Raw genomic sequence first — 18,082 nt, 5'->3', positions numbered from 1 at the left:
AAGACAATCTTCGAGACACCCGTAAGGGTCAATCCGAAGGTGCTACCCTTTGTTTCTCGGTTGAATGCGTTGCTTCTATACGGACGGTTCGATTGAAAAAACAGGGGATGCTCGGTATTTCAAATGCCGAGAGGTTCACGAATCATCGTTTTCTTCCAGAAATAATTGGTGGCAGACAGGGTCGCAAAAGGATCACCCTGTTGTTTTTCGCTCATCACAATAAACACACATAACCTCATCATCTGGTCTCAGATCCAAAAATGAAGAGGCGCGCTGAATTAATTCGTTTCGATTCATCGAGGGGGAACATCTCATTTGAAAAAGCAAAAGCTTTTCACGTTGATGCTCGTGAATCGCTTTATATAGCCATAGGTAGAGTTTCATCTTTCTGAATTCCTTTCTCTTTTTATCACTTTGAACTACCCCCACCTAAACGCTTCGCGTTTTGAGGATAGGGATTCTTAGGCAAAAGCACCTTCTGGTGCTTAGTTACTAAGCTATCCTCGTCGTCCCGACGGTTGGTTCCGTAAGAAGGCGCAGGCCTTCTTTTTGTACGTTCTTGCTGGCATTGATATCCCGATCATGGGTCGCTCCGCAATGCTTACATGTCCACTCCCGTACGTTTAGCCCTTTCACTTCAGGTTTTTGAACCCCACAGGAAGAGCAGAGCTGGCTTGACGGGAAATGTGCTGGCACTGGAACAAAGGCACGTCCGTGCCACTCTGCTTTGTATTTTAATTTAGCTACGAATGAACCCCAGCTAGCATCACTAATGCTTTTAGCCAGTTTCTTGTTTGGGGTCATGTTCTGGACTTTTAAACTCTCGACAGCAATCCCTTGGTTTTCGAGAATCAGCCGAGTGCTTAGCTTGTTTTCAAAATCGAGTCTTCTGTTCGTGATTTTCTCATGGATACGAGCGATCGCTCGTTTGTTTTTAAGATAGTTTCTGCTTCCTTTTTCTTTTCGTGCCAGGGCACGCTGGAGAAACGCTAAACGTTTCTCATGTTGGCGTAAAAACCTTGGATTCCCCACTTTCTCGCCATTCGACAAAATGATTCAACCCTAAATCTAATCCGATCATGTCGTTTGAAACAAGGCGAGTCAGAAGGGATTGATTGATTTCACAGCAAATCGACACATAGTACTTTCCTGTTGCAATTCGTCTGACCGTTGCGTTTAAAATACGTCCTTCGATCTCGCGGGACTTTGAAAAACGCATCCAGCCTGCCTTCGGCAGATGAATACGATTGCCTTCCAATTTAATGTTGTTGTTCACCATTTTGGTGGTGTAACTCGCCACAGGATTTTTCTTCGATTTAAAAACAGGGTGCGTTTTCAAATCTTTCTCTTCTGGCGTGTAGCCGTACTTGCGCTGCTTTCTAAGGGCAGACTTACGCGTTTCAGATTTCTTCCTATCCTTAAATCGTTCAAACCCTTCGGATTGGTCTTCAAGTGTCGCCTGAAGGGCGATCGAGTCCACCTCTTTAAGCCATGAATACCGTTTCTTCAAGAAAGGGAGGGTTTTAATCGTTTCTGTTTTCGATCGAAATTTCCCCGTGGTTTTACGGTTCTCAATTTGGAGGTCTAACACGTGGTTATACACAAAGCGAACACAACCGAACGTTTTGTGGAACAACGTCTGTTGGGCTTGATTTGGGTATAGACGGAATTTGTACGCTTTATGGTTTAGCGATGGTTCCATGTCGTGACCTCCTTGTTCTTATTATAGGAGGAAAACATCAAAATATTCCAGCCCCCAGCCATTCATCTCCCCCTTAAATGTTGATTTTGAAGAGGGAGTCTTCTGGCCAGAAATGATAAAAAAACGAGGATGTCTCCTCGTTTTAAGTGGTACCGCTTCCACCTTCCCGTACTCGATTGGTCTGAATTTCATTTTCTGCGACGAGATAAGGGTGTGCTGACAGGGAAACAAGCGTCGTCCCAGGGATCACTCGAATATCATCGTCGGTTGTATTGACGAGTGCGAGGAACAGATTTCCTTCATTTTTGGAGTTATTGTAATAATCACAATCCACAACCCCAACCTGATTGGCAAGCATCAAGAAAGGGCGAACATGAATATGCGGAATAACTTTTAACCAGGTCCCTTCTTCCACCTTGCCCTTTAAACCTGTTGGGATTACTTTTTGTTCCTTAGGTCCGAAAGTGATCTCTTCATCAATGACGTAATAAAAGCCATCCTGCCCAGACTCCTCGACGTGCCCTTTGACGCTTGAGGATTTTTCTTTCTCTGTATCACTGACTTCTTCTATGAGGAGTGGTGCCCTGTTCGTTTCGTGATCCCCGATCACCATTTGAATGAAGTGTTCTCCTTTAGGGATATGTAAATGTTCATCGCGTACATTATGCAGATGGAGGACGAAAGGCTCGTAGGATTTTTTGGTGATCCCAGGCACTCTTATGTCCCCGTCTTCTGAAAGACGGAGCCCTTTTTTGATTCCATAAGAACTTCGAACAAAAAACGAGACGGTTTGATTCTCTTCTCCCCCTTCAATGGAGAAAGGAAGCGTGATCGTTGTGAACGACCCTGGTTTAACATGGACATCCTCCCACGCGAAAATATCAAACCCTGCACTCCCGATTGTTGAACGTCTTGGCATGTCGCCTTTTTGGGTTTTGATTCTGGCCCCGTTTATTTTTTTCATCCTATCACCCCTAAGTAGATTACCATATCGTACAAAACATCCGATCAAAAAAGCACCCTTTTAGCGGGTGCTTTTGTTCTTTGTGGTATAGGAATCGGTATAGTCCTCTAATTCCTTTGAAAGAGCTGACAACGCATTGATGTGCGCATTGAAATGTTCTAATTCTTCCGCAGTTTTGTGAACGGTCTCCTGAATAATGCCTGATTGTTTGGTATGATTCTCAACGAAAAGGGTAGCTTCGTTTAACTCAAGGCTCGCTTGCTCGACCCCTTCGCCGACATGAGACGTACCTGTCAGAATTTCAGTCATTTGTTCGACGGCCTGTTTGATATAGTGGCTAATATCATCACTGCGCTCTTTCATGTGGACAAAAGATGTTTTGGTTTCGTGAACACGGACCCGTTCGCGCTTCATGATTTCGGTTATCCCTTCGCTTTTCTCTGAGAGAGAGCTGATAATGGTTTCGATATCAAGGGCAGATTCAGAAGACTGGTTAGCGAGGTGTTTAATTTCATTGGCCACAACGGCAAACCCCTTCCCCTGATCCCCTGCACGGGCTGCCTCTATGCTTGCGTTAAGAGAGAGGAGGTTCGTGCGTTCCGATATGTTCTGAATCATATGAACAATGGAAGTGATGGTTTTCATTTGTTCGTTAAACGACACCATTAATGTTTCAACATCCTGGAAACGGTCATCCAGGTGTACGATAGAGGTTTCCGTTTCTTCTGTGTATATGCTCTGTTTCCTGATGGTTTCATCGATCTTTTCCGTATGTTCCATCACCTGGCGCGTTGAGGAGGTAACCTCTTCTGTCTGACTGTTCAAATCATGCATGAACATGTTCAGCGTTTGGATGTTGGACAGAACACGAGTAGCTTCCTCCTCGTTTTTTTTAGCGGTCGTTCGAACCGTTTCATTTGCCTGATGAAGCGAGTCCATCTGGTGAATTTGTTTGCTGCACGTTGCGTTAATGATTTCCGCATGTTCCTGCATGCGTTTCATGTGATCTTCTAAAAGATGCGTGGTCCGATTCAGAGTTCCGCTCACAGCCTTTAAATAACCTGTTTCTGCCTCATCCACCCGAACCGTCAAATCTTTTCTCCCGATAGAAGAAAGGGCTTCGAGGATGTGTTCAGAAGGACGGATAAAACGCTTATAATTGACATAAGAAACCATAACCCCCACCAATCCTCCAAGCATTCCTATAAAAAAGCTGCCCGTGATATAGGTGGATAAACCTGCTCCTGGAACGAGGAAACGAGTAATTAAAGGAGCGGCTAAAAAGAAAACGACAAGAAAGGCCGAAACAAACGTCCTCAACATGTATTGCCCTAATGTAATCAAACCCTGCACCCCCTTCCGCTTCTTGTTTACTTCAACCGTGGAAAAAAGTCAATTTTTTCATGCGTTTAGGAAAAAAGATAAGGTATGATGATTGGGATTACAACACCAACATCGAGGGAGCGATTCATATGACATCATTGTTTGAACAGCTTTGGAACGGGAAAAACGCTGAAGAGTTGGAGAGTCTTATGGAAACAGGTTTCTTTAAGGAGAGGAACAACTGGAAACCACTTGGGGGAACAAAGGAGAATTTATCGATTGTATCCGCCCAAACGACAAACAGCGTTCGTGCGATAAATGAGAAAGTCATGAACGCGGTCGACGCCCTGCTTGAACGAAAGTGCATAGAACATGGATTAGACCCGAAGTCACAAGATGCACCTACATCGCTGAAAGAAGCCCTGAAACGATTTTATAATGTAGATATGAACGAAGATATGGACGGAACGCTGCTTTCGCAGTTAGCTGAAGACATTCAAATCATTGCTGAAGGAGACGAAGGCTATCCGAACCTGACCGTTTTCGATAACGGGATCGGCCAACCGCTTAATAAATTTAAAGAAACGTTTTTATCCCTCATGGCAGGAAACAAAAGTGCCACCAAATTTACGCAAGGCGTCTTCAACATGGGATCAAGCGCCGTCTTAAACTTCCTTGAAGGCGGGCGTTACCAGATTATTGCGAGTAAGTCTCCTTTTGAAGCGGGTACAAAAGCCGCCTGGAGCATTATTCGTCGTCATGAATTAACAAAAGAGGAAGCGAAAAACCACCGCAACACGTGGTTTGAATATTTCACCCTGAACGGAAATATTCCGACCTTTGATACAAAAGACACAGTGATCCCGCTAAAAAAAGGGGTGTTCAGGGAAGGCACGCTTGTCAAAATGTTTAGTTATGGATTAGAAAAAGGCCTCTCAGGAGACGTAACCAAGTCCCTTAAAACGGAAATGGATGCCCTTTTATTTCAGGCACCGTTACCTGTGACGCTTACAGAAACGCGTTTCACTAAAAAGAAACATCGTCATGAGAGAGTCGTAGGGAATCAAGCGGTGATCCGACAACATATGGAGGATGTTGAGCTTCGCCTTCCGTTTACCCTCCAGGTAGCACCGTTTGGAGATGTTCCTGTTGAGGTTTATGTGTTTCAGGACACTGTTCCGCGCAAAACCTATATTGGAAACCGAAGTGTTTTGTTTACCCTGAATGGGCAGACGCAAGGAGACCTTCCGCGCAGCTTCATTTCGCAGGAAATCGGGTATAAGATGCTTCGTGATTCGATGCTTGTTCACGTGAACTGTTCTGACCTCCCTTATACAGAAGACATTTTCTCTTCTTCGAGAGGAAATGTGCGAGAGTCCGTTCATTTTATCCGTCTTCTCGACACTTTAAAAAAAGAACTTGCCGAGGACCCAACGCTTCAGAAATTGGAGAAAGAAAGACGAAGCAAGTTAGGCGGGAAAACGGATGGAACGACCAAAGACCTTCTCCGTAAAGTGATGGGGAATATCCGCATGAACAAGGAGCTGACCAGAGCTCTTCGGGAAGCGGGTTTATCGCTTGAGATGAACGGTTCATCCTCGCCTGCTCAACCGTCTCCTCTTTTGAAAAAGCAACAAGCCGTCACGTATCTGAAGGAGGGGGACACCTTCTCGAAAGGGATGCCTCTCGGAGGTCGAACGGTTTTGGATATAGAGGTAAGCGACCCGTTGCGGATTACTGAAGATCATGGTGACGTTCACGTTCGCCTCCTGGAATACCGCCCTTCCCGATCCGCTCGTTTCGATGCGGATGAAAAAAAGGAGAAGGGAATACCATCACCAAAAGCGGAAGATCTCTTCGATATCAAAAAAGAACGAAAGGGTTCCATTGCTCGAATCAGCCTCGGAGCGAAAGAAGTCCTGAATACAGAAGATGAAATTCTGCTCGGCGTAGAACTGGATCGGAACAACAGTACCCATCTTTCCCTTATTGAGGTGAAAATGACACCACCAAAGAAAAAAAGCACCCCGAAACGTCAGCCAAAACTGAACCTTCCTGACATTATTCGTGTGACACGAAATCCAGAACACGGCGACAGCACGTGGAAAAATTATCACTGGGACGAAAGGGACATTGCGAAACTTGTGCCAGGGGAAGGAAAAGGATTGTCTCATATTGCCATTAACCTCGATGCGGATACACTCCAACAAAAACTTCACCGAAACATGAGCAAAGAGCAGGTCGAATCCTTAAAAAATCAATTTATTATGAATGTGTATACCCACAGTCTATTCCTGTATTACCAGCTTTTATTAGAAGATGAATCGAAAGAACATGAAACAACCGTAGCCAATATGATGAAGTCGCATTATGGAAGCTTTATTACCAATTACAATTCAAGCCAATTCTTAGCTTAACGCACCAAACAAAAGACCGCCCATTAGATGGCGGTCTTTTTACTGTACCCATGTTGAAGTTGGCGGAGCACTTTCTTTTCAATTCTTGAAACATAGGATTGAGAAATATTCATCTCTTGGGCTACTTCGCACTGGAGCATTGGTTTTCTTCCAATCCCGTATCGTTTTTCGATGATGGTACGTTCACGAGAGGGGAGAGTCTGAAGAAGGGAATAGAGGATTCTGATATCATTCTCTCTCATGATGTCTTGTTCAACGAGGTCATCGTCGGTTCCGATGGTATCCATTAAACTCATTTCGTTGCCTTCGCTGTCACGGGTGACGGTTTCTTCCAGGTAACTGTCATCCTTTCGGTTCTTATGTTTACGGAAACTCATCAGAATTTCGTTTTGAATACACTTCGAGGCGTAGGTGGCGAATTTTATGTTCCGTTCCGTATCAAACGTGTCAACTGCTTTGATCAAACCGAATGTTCCGATTGAAATCAACTCTTCCAATACATCATAGTCTTTCGTAAACTTGTGGGCAAGGTAAGCGACAAGTCGTAAGTTATGCTGAATCAGCGTGTTTTTTGCTTCAGCGCACCCATTGTTGCAAGCTTCCAGGCAAATCATTTCCTCCTCTTTCGACAGTTGCGGGGGATATTGAACAGCATTCATCGGTATCTCCTCCTATAATATACATATATGAAGAGGGCTCGCCCTATGTTCAAAACTTTTCAGAAGTTGTATGGAAGGGTGGTGCAATCCGATTTTTTACAGGGTTTTCTGTCTTTTTTGATAAATACGGTTTACAATACCACGAAGAAGAGAAGGAGGGGGTCTTATGTTGAGCAGTCGCACGCGTCACCTGGAAGGAGAGCTTGCCACGCTTCAATATCATGAATCTTTGAAAGCGTTTGACCTTGTCATCGAGGAGATGTGCAAGGAAAAAGGGTTTGTTCGTCACAACGATACCCATTACTATCACCATCTTGTCGATGTCGCACAGCATTTGCTTAATCATGGAATACGCGATCAGGATATTATCACAGCTGCCCTCCTTCATGACCTTGTTGAAGACGTGGAGGGGTACACGGTTGAGTGGATCGCCGAGCATTTCAATGAAAATGTGGCACGTATGGTCGCTCTTGTGACGAAACCAAGGGATTTTGACAAAACCAATCCCGCTCATTTTCAAGAGTACCTCGGTCCCATCTACGATGAGGTTGGCCCTTGCCTGATCAAAACGAGTGATCAGACGCATAATTTTTTCACCTTGCTGAACGCAACGGATGAGAAAAAACTGCGAAAAGTCCATGAGATGGAAACGTACTACATCCCATTCTTTAAAAACTGTCGGGAACGATACCGACGCCATAAAAACATTTTCTTTGAAGCGAAAACAAAAATCGAATACCACCTCGTTCAAATCCGCTATCAGTTGGAGGAAAAAGAGGCGCTTCTTCGGGAGATCCAAAAACTTCGGGAGCAAATACAAAAATCAGACAATCAGTAGGTAAGCCTTTTCTGATTGTCTGATAAGCGAACCCGTCTGCTCGCTCGCATTCTTTATATTCTTAGAAACGAACCATTTTTATAAAGGAGGAGGTCATACATGGATCTGTTTTTATTTATCACCCTGATGGTGGGTATGACGTTTATATTCTTGTATTGTGTAATGAGTTTTGACTTGAAAGTAAAAAGCATAAAATTGGAAGAAAAAAAGTTGGATATAAGAAATCAGGAGTTGAATACTGAAAAAACCACGGAACAGAAATGATAAAAGCAATTTCCGCGAAAACCAAAAAAAACAAACACCTTCTTAAGGCGTTTGTTTTTTCAGGATTTAAAAATGTCGTTGAATTCCCGTTCTTTCCGTCTGTCTTCCCTTCGCATCCTCTCAACCCTTGTGTAATAGCCTTCGTAACGGATCCCGTGACCTTTCAGGAAGTTTGTGAATCGTTCCTCTACGTGTCTTCGCTCATCCTCTGTGAGTTTCCGACCGATCTGTTCCTCTTCCTGTTTCATCAGATTATGCAGATCCTGATCCTTTTGAAGCTCTCCAGTCATGTCTGTTCTGCCTCGCCTTGAGTCTCGCTTGCGGTACCGCCTCTTTAATCGTTTTTCCTCGTCCGCCCGCTTCACCCCCTCTTTGTAGGAGGGAGAATGGACATACCACGCGAACCACAAAATAAGAGAGATCAGAAAGGCGCCAGCCAGAATCGGCGAAATGTCAAGAAGCCAGCCGAAGATGCCAAACACCGTCCAAAGGATCACAATAAATAAACATCCGATCATTTCTTTCGCCCCTTTTTTGGGATATCTTTTCTTCTTATCAATGGTATCATAAGGAAGTCCTCCCACAAGAAGTTTTTGTATCATAACGGAAGTGAGAGGGGGAAGGAGTATTCAAAATGCCATCACTAAGTAAAGCTATGTGTTTTATACTGAGGCATCATCCAGAGAAATTTGGAATTGTGCTCGATGAGAAAGGATACTGCCTCATCTCGGATGTAGCCCTTGCGTTTCAAAGCCAGGAAGCATATCGCGATGTGACCGAAAGGGATATTGAAAGAGAGGTACGGGAATGTCCGAAACAACGGTTTGAAATTCATGGGAATCAGATTCGCTGTCGGTATGGGCATTCCGCTTTAGCTGTTTCATATAGCCTGGAAGAACCGCCCGTTATCCTGCTCCACGGAACGCATGAAGGCGCAATCTCTTCGATTCGAAAAGAGGGGCTTCACCCGATGGGGCGTCAGTATGTTCACTTGTCTGAAGATCTTCACTTCGCATCCATGGCTGGGAAACGACGAGGAAAGCTCGTTCTCCTTGAAGTCGAAGCCTTGAAAGCATTCCAGGAAGGGATCTCTTTTTACAGGGCGGGAGAGGGTGTTTGGCTATCGGCCTCAATCCCTCCGTCTTTCATGAAGTTCAAAGAATAAATCGAAACGGTCATTCTCATGCTATACTATTGAAAATTTACAGAGCAGGGGATGAGTGATATGGCCAATATCGAAACGTTAAAAGAAAGAGTTGCCAAAGCGGAAGAGAAGGTTGAAAAGAAAAAAAGAACGATTGAACGCCACAAGAAGCAGCTCTGTAAGAAACAGGAAAAACTCATTAGAAAAGGAATCGATTTGGAACGCCTGGAAGACTATAAATGGGATGAAAATGGAGCAGGGAGTATTCACTACGGGGATATTTGTGATGTTGAGCGAAAGGCATCTGATATCAAAGGAGCAGAGAGGAAACTCAGTGAAGCTATGAACATCCTGAAGAACTGGCAGGAGAAACTTCAGAAAGAAGAAAGCCAGGAAACCTTTGTATCTCAACAGGCTCCAGAAGTCATCGTCACCTTTTTAGCTCAATGGAAAGAACTGGCCCACAAGTGGCACATCAACCGCTATGAAAACTATCAGGAATACAAGAAGCAATTGGACGAAGAAGCAGAAGAAGCCGAGCGACAGTATAACAAGGAGAACGGAATCTCGTATGGAAATTGGCACAACCACAAAAGGGAAACCTATTTGAAAGAATTGGGCCTGGACTGGAGAACGGTAAAGCGAAAAAAAGCGCATTTTGCTGGAGGGACCGTGCAAAAGATGGATCAATTTTATAGCGAAAAGGAACGCTTAAAGTATCTTGAAGGGGTTCTTGAGGAAGAACGAAGAGCAAAGCTTTTGGACCTCATCCATCGGATTCAGCACGTAACGGGAACCATTCTCGATGCTTCTGAATTATCCATCAGCGAGGCAGGAAATTTGAACGGGATCATCATAGGGGAAAAGGCAAAGGCAAAAGTTGAAACCATCGGTGCGGGAGGGTATAACATTCAAGTCTTTCATTTCAGGACATTGGTTCATAATATAAAGGAACGATCCTGATCGTTCCTTTTTTCTTAATATTTGATCAATTTGTGATACACTAGGTACAATCAAAAAGAAGGAGTTGTTCAAGATGGGGAAATCAAAAGCGAAAAAATGGCGGGAGAAACGGGTTCGGGAAGGCTTATATAATCCTGAACAGTCCAGAGGGAGCTGGAATGGTGTTCACCCTGTGACGAAGAAAACGAAGACGAAACAGGAGAAATGGAGCAAACTAGAGAACAAGCATAAAAAGCATCGTCCTCATGAGAATCATGAAGATGATGCTTTTTCTTGTGGGAATACAATCTCAACGCCGTGTTGTTCTACGAAATCATAAAACGATTTCTCGAACGATTGGAAATTCTTGTTCCCTGTATGGAGACGTACCTTTGCTTCTTCAACAGCCTTCTCATCCTCCTCGAGAGCTCCTTTAAGATACAGGAGGAATACATTGTATTGCTGGTCTACTGCTGTTTGATACAATTTATGAAGGGATTTGATCTCTTCATTTTTCCCAACGTATTCCAAAACATCCCCGTGGAACCCGTCGTATTCAGGAATAATGACATTTTCTAAAGCCCCGATCGCTTTATCCCTTGAATCGTTATAGAGGACCACTTCCTGATACCGCATCATAATATTCTGCTGTCGTTCGTTAAAAGACACAAGATCAGCCGCATAGTTTTTCGCCATCCTCTTCATTTCTTTGTCATCGGATTCTGTTTGCGATACTTCGTAGCCCAAATAACAAAGACAGATAAAAGCAAATAACCAAATCCATGATTTCATCGTTCTACCACCCCCGTCTTTTGTATCTTTCGCCCTTACAGCAAAAAAACCTATTTTTCTGGTTGACGCTTTTCTTTCCTTCCCTATAATAGATGAAACCACCTGAAAGGGGCATACAACATGAAAAACATTGAAGCGGCTTTACGCGAGGTTTTTAACGGATTCGAAGTGGAGGTAACCCCTCATTACTTTGAAGCAGTATCATCTGATGTTGCGATTAGCGGGTTTAAATGTGGAAGAGAGGCCATCTCTGTGTTCTTTGATACGTATGTATCGGATCACAAAGAAAAACGTGTTCATCACGAAATGAAAACTCTTTTACTTAGACTGGCATCTCAGTTAGAAGGAACTTGCGTAAAAACCCTCGAGGTGTACGACAATCGCAATCGAACAGAATGCTCGATGGTGTTGTCGACCGATACAGTTTATAAAGCTGTACGGAAAAAACAAAGAAAAGAAAAGGTAAAAGGACTACTCGTTAGATTGCCTATTTAGGCAATCTTTTTTTCGTAAGAAGGGACTCCCTCGTTTTTTCGGAATGGGGGAGGTGGAGGTGTTTACCTATGAAAAAAAGATTAATAGGTTTAAGTGTCGCAGCAAGTCTTGCGCTCGTGTTGGGTGCGTGTCAGGAAAAAGAAAAAGAAACCGTAACAGATGAACCAGATGTGACAGTGGATTCTGAGGAAGAAACGGTCAAGGAAGAAGAGGCGAGTTCTTTCGTATCGTTCCAACTTGACCCTGTTCTGTCTGAAGAACTGGATGCTTCTCTTTACCACATTTCAGAGATGAGAGGATATGGCATTGTCAAACAGGATGAAGAAGGCTCTTATATTTACATCGGATCTGGCGTAAAAGAAACAGGCGGTCATACATTAGAGGTGGAAAAAGCCGAGTTGAATGATGGGCATATGACCATCACGGTAAGTGAAATCGAACCTGGTGAGGACGAAGTGGTAACCGAAGCCCTGACCTATCCGCATCACATGGTATTTGTAGAGGACGAGTTTGAGAGCCTTGAAGTCGTTAGTGTGGACGGAGAAGCATTTGAAGACATCAACCGCGAAGAAAGCGAAGCAGAGTAATGCGACCATGATGCATGCTGTATTGATGCCATAACAGCATCAATGAAACGGACCTTGAGAATTAAGGGTTCGTTTTTTATGAGAACGCGGAATTCCGTGCTACGATAAAGTGAATAAAAACAAGGTCTTAGAAAAACGTAGTAGCAACTCCGAACACTTAAATAAGAAAAGAGGGTGCACTTATGATTACAAACAAATGGATAGGTCCCGAACTGAATATGGCTGGAAGCTATGAGGGTGTAGAGGGCTGTCGCGGACTTATGAGACGTTTAGACAAGAGGAAAGAACCTCTGTATTATTTTGCCTCGGAAGACAGCAGAATGGCTTACTGGTTGACGGATAGAGATAAAATAACAGAACTTGAAAAAAGAGTGAAAACGGGAGAAGGAGAAGAGATCCTTCACTATGTTCACCTCCTGATTGCGGAAACGTTTGGGATTAAGGACATCGTGTTTCTCATGAACGAAAGAGAGAATGCCGCCTACGAAAAAGGTGTCAGAGACGGGGAAGAACGTGTGAGATATGGGATACGAAACCTATTAGAAGTCTGATAAGGAACCGCAGTTACTCTGAACAATCGTAAGAACACTAAAAACAAAAACGACCCTGGCTGAAGGGGTCGTTTTTTTAGTATCGTCCATGCTTTTGGTGATTGTGGCACGCATACTCTTATCATCATCCGATTCAACTGTAAAAGTTGACGCTTTGGTGTGAAACATCATGGTAAAACAACTCAATTACTATATCTTATGTTGGGTGAGGAGGTTTAGAAGATGTCCTATAAAAAAAGAAAGCTTCAAAAGAAGCTTTCTAGTCCTGTTCTGTTTCTTATTTATACTTAGTAGCAACTCCGAACGATCCTAAAGATGAAAAACCAAACCCTTCTTGAGAAACAATGCTTTGTTTCAATTTTTCAAAATAGTTCTCTACACGCGTTTTGAAAAGAGCATCATTTGGATAGTAGATTTCATCAAGCTGTTCTGGCAGGATCTCGGAAGAAATCCCCTTATCCCCATAATAAAGTTCAAAGCTTCTTGCGAAGATCTCCGTAGGCTGAAGGTAGTAATTTCGGTTGTACTTCGTCGTACCGTTCCAACGTTTTCTTCGTTCATCGTCTTTAGGCAGAGCTTCAATCGATTCTTCCACCATGGCTTGATACTGATTTTTAATGGCTTCGAATGACGGATGCTCCGAAAGCGGGAACGAGGTTCCAGAACGGTAATCAAGCATATGAGCAAACTCGTGGACGAAAGAATGGGTGTGGTTGACGTCGACGACTAAATTGTCATTCCACGGGAACCAGATTCCCTCTGCTCGGTGTCGGCCTAGCTTTTTAATACGGAACGTAATTCCTTCTGGTACAGGCCATGAGAACGTTTTGATGAACAAATCGGCCGCTTCTTCAAAACGATCAAGCTGTTCCTCCTTCACATCATCGTCATACTCCACAAATAGGAAGTGGGACAGGAGTGGTGTTTCTTCCATGCGTTTCTCCGTCTGTTTCGTCCTGTTCTTCTTTGTTTCATTGGCTCTTGCATGTTTCTCAGCATGCTCTCGGTCAATTCCTTCTTTGATCAAATGCTGAAGCCAGGACGGGACGACGGTGTGTACCATAAACTTTTGAAAGAACAGGGACTCATCCTCGGCGTAAAAGTAAGGCTTAAACTTGTTAAGGTATTCGGATACCGTTTGTTCTTCCTTGTACATCCCGTGTTTTTCGTAAACAGCCTTTAAATCCGTGCTGAATTCGGGATCTTCGGGGAAAGGAAGTGCATCATACGAAAGGTAAAAGCGTTTCGCAAACAGGAATTGAACATAATCCGTACTCTCTACGATGAACGATTTATATTCCTTGTTGACGATAATGTCAGCGAGGATTCCGTTAAAATCGACTACAAGAACAGGATCATACGTATTTCCAATTTTCAGGTTCCCTTTGTGGTATTTCGTCTTGATATCATCTCCCAACAAGGTATACCCTTCTTTTGTTATCCCGCCTAACGTATACGTGATCCCTATGGGTCCGTTTTCTTCTTCCTTCTTGTTGCTTGCTTCTGTGAGAAGACGTCTTAAATAATCGCGATACACATCGTCTTTGCAGTTGGTGAAAAACGTCATCCCTGCTTCTTCTTCTGCGAACGTCATGCGTTCTTCGAATGACAGTTCTTTCAGGTGCCGCTTAATCCGCTGTTTGGCATTCGTTCTGAATCGTTTTAACAGTTCCACCCCGTTTTCTTTCTCATGAAGAGGTACGGTAATCTTCATATCCGTCAGCAACGTATGCATTAGAATCATCCTTTCTAGCATTCTTTTGTTTATTGTAGCAAGAAAGAAGAAGGGGAGTAGAAAACAATTCCATTTTTCACCCCTTCAAAAAAAGAATCCGTCGCGTATAATACAGTAAACGAAAAGAGAGGTTCCCTTATGTCTATACCGTTGCTGGCCAGTGTTCACGGATTTAATGAAACGTTTATTCAAATTTTATTGCTCCTGGCAGTTGGAGTAGCCATCACGCTTTTGGCTCATCGATTCAAACAGCCCTATTCCATCGCGCTTGTTCTGATGGGGCTCCTGTTTGGTCTCGTTGAACTCCCTGTACTTGAGGAGGCCGAACAATTCATCACCCGCTCCGAAGTGTTCCAGGTCATGATTATTTCGATCTTTTTACCGACACTTCTCGGGGAAGCCACTTTAAATATCCCCTACGCCATGATCAAAAAATATCATAAACCAATCCTCGTCCTCTCGTTTGGCGGGACGTTCCTTTCCTTTATTCTGATTGGATGGGGGAGCTACACCTTTCTTTCTCTCCCGCTTGTTGTGTCGTTTACATTTGCAGCGCTGATGTGCCCGACTGATCCGATCAGCGTGCTTTCCATTTTCAAAACGCTTGGCGTCCCAAAAAAACTGACGATGATTATTGAAGGAGAGAGTCTATTCAATGACGGGATTGCGGTCGTGTTATTTTCTATCTCCTCTGTTTATCTGTTGACCTATATTGATATGGGGTGGGCAGGGCTTGGCGCTGGAACGGTTCTTTTCCTTCAGTTTGTCCTTGGAGGTTTGGCTGTCGGAGGGATTCTCGGCATCTTGAGTTCATTGCTTCTGAAGACGATTGATAATTACCCACTTGAAATCACCATCTCCTTGCTTTTATTCTTTGGCAGTTTCTTTATAGCCGAACTCATGCATGTGAGCGGTGTCATTGCGGTTGTGGTAGCAGGACTGATTTTTGGAAACTACGGGTCATCAATCGGGATGAGCCCTGTCACAAAACTCAACATCAAAAACTTTTGGGATGTCATCGCCTTTATCGCGAACTCTCTCATTTTTCTGATGGTAGGCCTTGAAATCAACCACATTTCTTTCGGGGATAAGTGGGGACTCGTGCTGATGGCGATCGTCATTGTCATTCTGAGCCGAAGCATAGCCCTTTATGCCAGCACGCTATTTATAAAGACCATCACTCTTCGGGAAAAACACCTCCTGAACTGGGGAGGGCTGAAAGGCAGCCTCTCCATAGCCCTTGCCCTTAGTTTACCTCCAACTTTTGAGGCGCGCGAAGATGTTTTAATGCTGACATTCAGCGTCGTTTTATTCTCGTTATTGGTTCAAGGGATTACATTGAAGCCCCTTATATCAATGCTTGGAATCCTGCCAAAGGATGAAGGGATCGACCAATACGAGGACACCGTAGCCCGCATTCATCGGATACGGGTATCCTTGAAGGACTGGGAGAACATGAAAGAGGACAATTTCATCACAGAAGAAGAGTACAGGGAACTTTCTACTAAAGCGACCATTCATTTAAAAGAGTTGCGAAACGATCTGGCCTCTCTCTATGAGCAGCATCCTCACATCAAACAGGAACAACTTCGGGACGCTGAGCGGGATGCCCTGTATACGCAGTACCAGAACATTGAAGCCTTATTAAAACGCGAGATCATTTCAGAATCCGTGGCCAATAAACAAAAACGTGAAATTTTAGAGGAAATTGAGCGAAACTAACGGAAACATTTCCCTTTTCTCTGCATAGACTACATATAAGAAGATGATAAGGGGAGAGGGATATTATGTTTAAATTAGTGAGCCTGATTGTAGCAGGCGTTGGTTTTGTTGTCGTGGAAGGGTTCAAACTTGCAGGGGAGTTTCAACAGGCAGCAGGTGGAATGAATCTTGAGGACGCCAAAGTGGTGGTGGACATGATACAGGATCAGTATTTGGTACTGGATGTGAATCAGGATTATCTCGTGTTTCAGGAAATGACGAACGGGACGTATGAACTTGTGGAAGAATTTGATACGCGGGTTGAAGTCGTCCGTTATATCAACGACATAAAAGTCACCATGAGGGGGCATTAATCCCTTACAGGAGGGAAAAGCGTGAAACATACTTTTAATGAAGCGTATGAAATCGGGATATGTGACGTATGCGGACTGGTAGAGGGATCGCTTACGACGGATTGTCCAGGAGAACCTTCCTACAAACAAGCGGATGAGGTTTACGAAAGGAAGCTCGATTACAGATCTGAAGAGGGCTGGGTGTCAAAATTCAGTCCGCACCGCCAGAGGGTACTCTACACGGCGGCGTGGGATTATCATAATAACAGAAGCCCCTATGGCTCTAAGGAAGAACTGATGATCCATCTTGGCGCTACGAAAGAAGAGTACAACACGGTAAAGAAACAGATACTGAAAGATCGGCACTTCACGTAAAAAACCCCCAAAATATGTAACGGGTTCGGTTTTGGAGTACAAAAAGCGAATTCACAGATGTTTTTGCACCATAAATAGCAGAACAATCGAAACTAAATTCACACCCGAAAACACACAGATAATTGTTATCTGTGTGTTTTTTATTGAGAATCCATTAGCATGATTTCAATGGAGGGTTTTGGGATTTAATGTTAAAATAATTGTAGACTTTGTGAAGCATTGTACTTAAACTAACGGGGCAGGTTTGTTAAATACCATTTAGAGGTGAAGAAAATGAATGAATTGCTTATAGTCTCAATTTTTGTGTTTATTTTGTTGACTATTAAACAACTGAGAGTTCTAAAAAACAAAGAAGTTCCACGAAGCAACCGAAGAATTGCTTCGTCATTGTATATCTTTTCGATAATAGCCCTAGTAGGTGTAAACATTTATTTTTCATGAATCTCTTATTAAAGTAAAGGGTGCGATTGTTCAATAATGGACGACCGCTTTTTACTAACGGGTGCAATAACAGGTTCGATTAAGCAAAGATGAGTTAAAAACTTAGTGGAAATTGAGATTGTGGGTGCTTTTTAATATTAAATATCTAAATTTTCTGTTAAGATACAGTGGATTTTGAAACCCAAAAAAGGGAGGAGTATATTGTGAACGTAGAAATAACGAGATTTAGGGTTAAAGAGGGCAAGTCAGAACGAGTGGATGAATGGTTAAAGTTTTTGAACGATAATATGAAAGATGTTCTCGTTACGTTAGAGGGTGAAAAAATGTATGTTGAAACCATCTTTAGAGAGCATTTGAACGGAGAAGAGTTTTTATACTGGCATTCAGTACAAGGTGAAGGCGGACAAGAAGTAGAGCAATCGGATCATTGGATAGATAAAAAGCATTTAGAGTTCTGGGATGAATGTATAGACGAAACTTTTAAGCCAATTGACTTGAAGACAGAAGTAGTTATGATCCCTCAAAAAGTAAGAAACAGCATGCACTAAGAGAAAATTAATCTGGACTTCTATTAAGAGGTCTCTTTTTGTGGAAACCTTGGTAACGCTCTAGTTTTGGAGATAATATTGTTATTCAACTAACGGGTGCTTTAGTTTAATAAGAAAATACCTGAATCAAAAGGACCGAATAAGTAATCGGTCCTTTTTTGTTCTTACTGCATATAGGCTTTGTTGCTCGTTGGATTTGGTTTTTAACGTTATTGATCTTCTTATTAAGCCAAAATACGTTAACTAATTCG

The 18,082-nt window shown here is 43.2% G+C and carries 19 protein-coding genes and 1 pseudogene; 13 read left to right on the top strand and 7 right to left on the bottom strand.

Going from position 1 to position 18,082, the window contains the following annotated elements:
* Positions 1-492 precede the first annotated feature (492 nt).
* From tnpB to IMZ31_RS19700, 3 genes and pseudogenes are all read right to left on the bottom strand, one after another.
* A pseudogene (tnpB, locus tag IMZ31_RS19710) lies at positions 493-1,702 on the bottom strand (IS200/IS605 family element RNA-guided endonuclease TnpB).
* A 142-nt stretch (positions 1,703-1,844) separates the two neighbouring features.
* Positions 1,845-2,666: a dCTP deaminase/dUTPase family protein gene (locus IMZ31_RS19705; protein WP_207531241.1), complete on the bottom strand. Its 822-nt coding sequence runs from the start codon at positions 2,664-2,666 to the stop codon at positions 1,845-1,847.
* A 60-nt stretch (positions 2,667-2,726) separates the two neighbouring features.
* A complete protein-coding gene (locus IMZ31_RS19700; protein WP_207531240.1) occupies positions 2,727-4,010 on the bottom strand; it encodes a methyl-accepting chemotaxis protein in 1,284 nt (427 codons plus the stop codon).
* 128 nt (positions 4,011-4,138) lie between these two features.
* Between IMZ31_RS19700 and IMZ31_RS19695 the strand changes: the two genes are divergently transcribed.
* Positions 4,139-6,406, top strand: coding sequence for an ATP-binding protein (locus IMZ31_RS19695; RefSeq protein WP_207531239.1), 2,268 nt, complete (start codon positions 4,139-4,141; stop codon positions 6,404-6,406).
* Between the two features lie 23 nt (positions 6,407-6,429).
* Here IMZ31_RS19695 and IMZ31_RS19690 read toward each other — a convergent pair whose 3' ends face one another.
* Positions 6,430-7,065 carry a sigma-70 family RNA polymerase sigma factor gene (locus tag IMZ31_RS19690; RefSeq protein WP_207531238.1) on the bottom strand — a complete coding sequence of 212 codons (636 nt, stop codon included), beginning with the start codon at positions 7,063-7,065 and terminating at the stop codon, positions 6,430-6,432.
* Positions 7,066-7,231: 166 nt separating this feature from the next.
* On the opposite strand from IMZ31_RS19690, the gene IMZ31_RS19685 reads away from it, so the two are divergent.
* The gene (locus tag IMZ31_RS19685) at positions 7,232-7,903 is read left to right on the top strand and encodes an HD domain-containing protein (RefSeq protein ID WP_207531237.1); all 672 of its coding nucleotides are present in this window, start codon (positions 7,232-7,234) and stop codon (positions 7,901-7,903) included.
* Between the two features lie 99 nt (positions 7,904-8,002).
* On the top strand, positions 8,003-8,167 hold the full coding sequence (locus IMZ31_RS19680; RefSeq protein WP_207531236.1) for a hypothetical protein: 165 nt from the start codon (positions 8,003-8,005) through the stop codon (positions 8,165-8,167).
* Between the two features lie 59 nt (positions 8,168-8,226).
* On the opposite strand, the gene IMZ31_RS19675 is transcribed toward IMZ31_RS19680, so the two are convergent.
* Positions 8,227-8,685 (bottom strand): hypothetical protein, encoded by a 459-nt coding sequence (locus IMZ31_RS19675; RefSeq protein WP_207531235.1) that lies wholly within the window; start codon positions 8,683-8,685, stop codon positions 8,227-8,229.
* A gap of 116 nt (positions 8,686-8,801) precedes the next feature.
* Here IMZ31_RS19675 and IMZ31_RS19670 point away from each other — a divergent pair, with 116 nt between their 5' ends.
* From IMZ31_RS19670 to IMZ31_RS19660, 3 genes are all read left to right on the top strand, one after another.
* Positions 8,802-9,332 (top strand): RNA 2'-phosphotransferase, encoded by a 531-nt coding sequence (locus IMZ31_RS19670; RefSeq protein WP_207531234.1) that lies wholly within the window; start codon positions 8,802-8,804, stop codon positions 9,330-9,332.
* Between the two features lie 60 nt (positions 9,333-9,392).
* Positions 9,393-10,274, top strand: a complete 882-nt coding sequence (locus IMZ31_RS19665; RefSeq protein WP_207531233.1) for a hypothetical protein — start codon at positions 9,393-9,395, stop codon at positions 10,272-10,274.
* A 73-nt stretch (positions 10,275-10,347) separates the two neighbouring features.
* A complete protein-coding gene (locus tag IMZ31_RS19660; RefSeq protein WP_207531232.1) occupies positions 10,348-10,593 on the top strand; it encodes a hypothetical protein in 246 nt (81 codons plus the stop codon).
* On the opposite strand, the gene IMZ31_RS19655 is transcribed toward IMZ31_RS19660, so the two are convergent.
* A complete protein-coding gene (locus IMZ31_RS19655; protein ID WP_207531231.1) occupies positions 10,527-11,045 on the bottom strand; it encodes a hypothetical protein in 519 nt (172 codons plus the stop codon). The genes IMZ31_RS19660 and IMZ31_RS19655 overlap by 67 nt on opposite strands.
* Before the next feature lie 120 nt (positions 11,046-11,165).
* On the opposite strand from IMZ31_RS19655, the gene IMZ31_RS19650 reads away from it, so the two are divergent.
* From IMZ31_RS19650 to IMZ31_RS19640, 3 genes are all read left to right on the top strand, one after another.
* Positions 11,166-11,540 (top strand): hypothetical protein, encoded by a 375-nt coding sequence (locus IMZ31_RS19650; RefSeq protein ID WP_207531230.1) that lies wholly within the window; start codon positions 11,166-11,168, stop codon positions 11,538-11,540.
* 68 nt (positions 11,541-11,608) lie between these two features.
* On the top strand, positions 11,609-12,127 hold the full coding sequence (locus IMZ31_RS19645) for a protease complex subunit PrcB family protein (RefSeq protein WP_207531229.1): 519 nt from the start codon (positions 11,609-11,611) through the stop codon (positions 12,125-12,127).
* A 182-nt stretch (positions 12,128-12,309) separates the two neighbouring features.
* Positions 12,310-12,678 carry a hypothetical protein gene (locus tag IMZ31_RS19640; protein WP_207531228.1) on the top strand — a complete coding sequence of 123 codons (369 nt, stop codon included), beginning with the start codon at positions 12,310-12,312 and terminating at the stop codon, positions 12,676-12,678.
* 277 nt (positions 12,679-12,955) lie between these two features.
* Here IMZ31_RS19640 and IMZ31_RS19635 read toward each other — a convergent pair whose 3' ends face one another.
* Positions 12,956-14,413: a hypothetical protein gene (locus IMZ31_RS19635; RefSeq protein WP_207531227.1), complete on the bottom strand. Its 1,458-nt coding sequence runs from the start codon at positions 14,411-14,413 to the stop codon at positions 12,956-12,958.
* A 138-nt stretch (positions 14,414-14,551) separates the two neighbouring features.
* Between IMZ31_RS19635 and IMZ31_RS19630 the strand changes: the two genes are divergently transcribed.
* The 4 genes from IMZ31_RS19630 (at position 14,552) to IMZ31_RS19615 (ending at position 17,831) form a co-directional block, all read left to right on the top strand.
* Positions 14,552-16,135, top strand: a complete 1,584-nt coding sequence (locus IMZ31_RS19630; RefSeq protein WP_207531226.1) for a cation:proton antiporter — start codon at positions 14,552-14,554, stop codon at positions 16,133-16,135.
* A gap of 65 nt (positions 16,136-16,200) precedes the next feature.
* Positions 16,201-16,488, top strand: coding sequence for a hypothetical protein (locus IMZ31_RS19625; protein ID WP_207531225.1), 288 nt, complete (start codon positions 16,201-16,203; stop codon positions 16,486-16,488).
* Between the two features lie 21 nt (positions 16,489-16,509).
* Entirely contained in the window at positions 16,510-16,842 is a 333-nt protein-coding gene (locus tag IMZ31_RS19620) for a hypothetical protein (protein ID WP_207531224.1), read from the top strand.
* Between the two features lie 644 nt (positions 16,843-17,486).
* Positions 17,487-17,831, top strand: a complete 345-nt coding sequence (locus tag IMZ31_RS19615; RefSeq protein WP_207531223.1) for a DUF6176 family protein — start codon at positions 17,487-17,489, stop codon at positions 17,829-17,831.
* The last annotated feature ends 251 nt before the right edge of the window (positions 17,832-18,082 follow it).

It is taken from the genome of Pontibacillus sp. ALD_SL1 (assembly GCF_017355605.1).
Note: the sequence above shows the minus strand (reverse complement) of the source record. Positions and strands in the feature narration are given on the sequence as shown.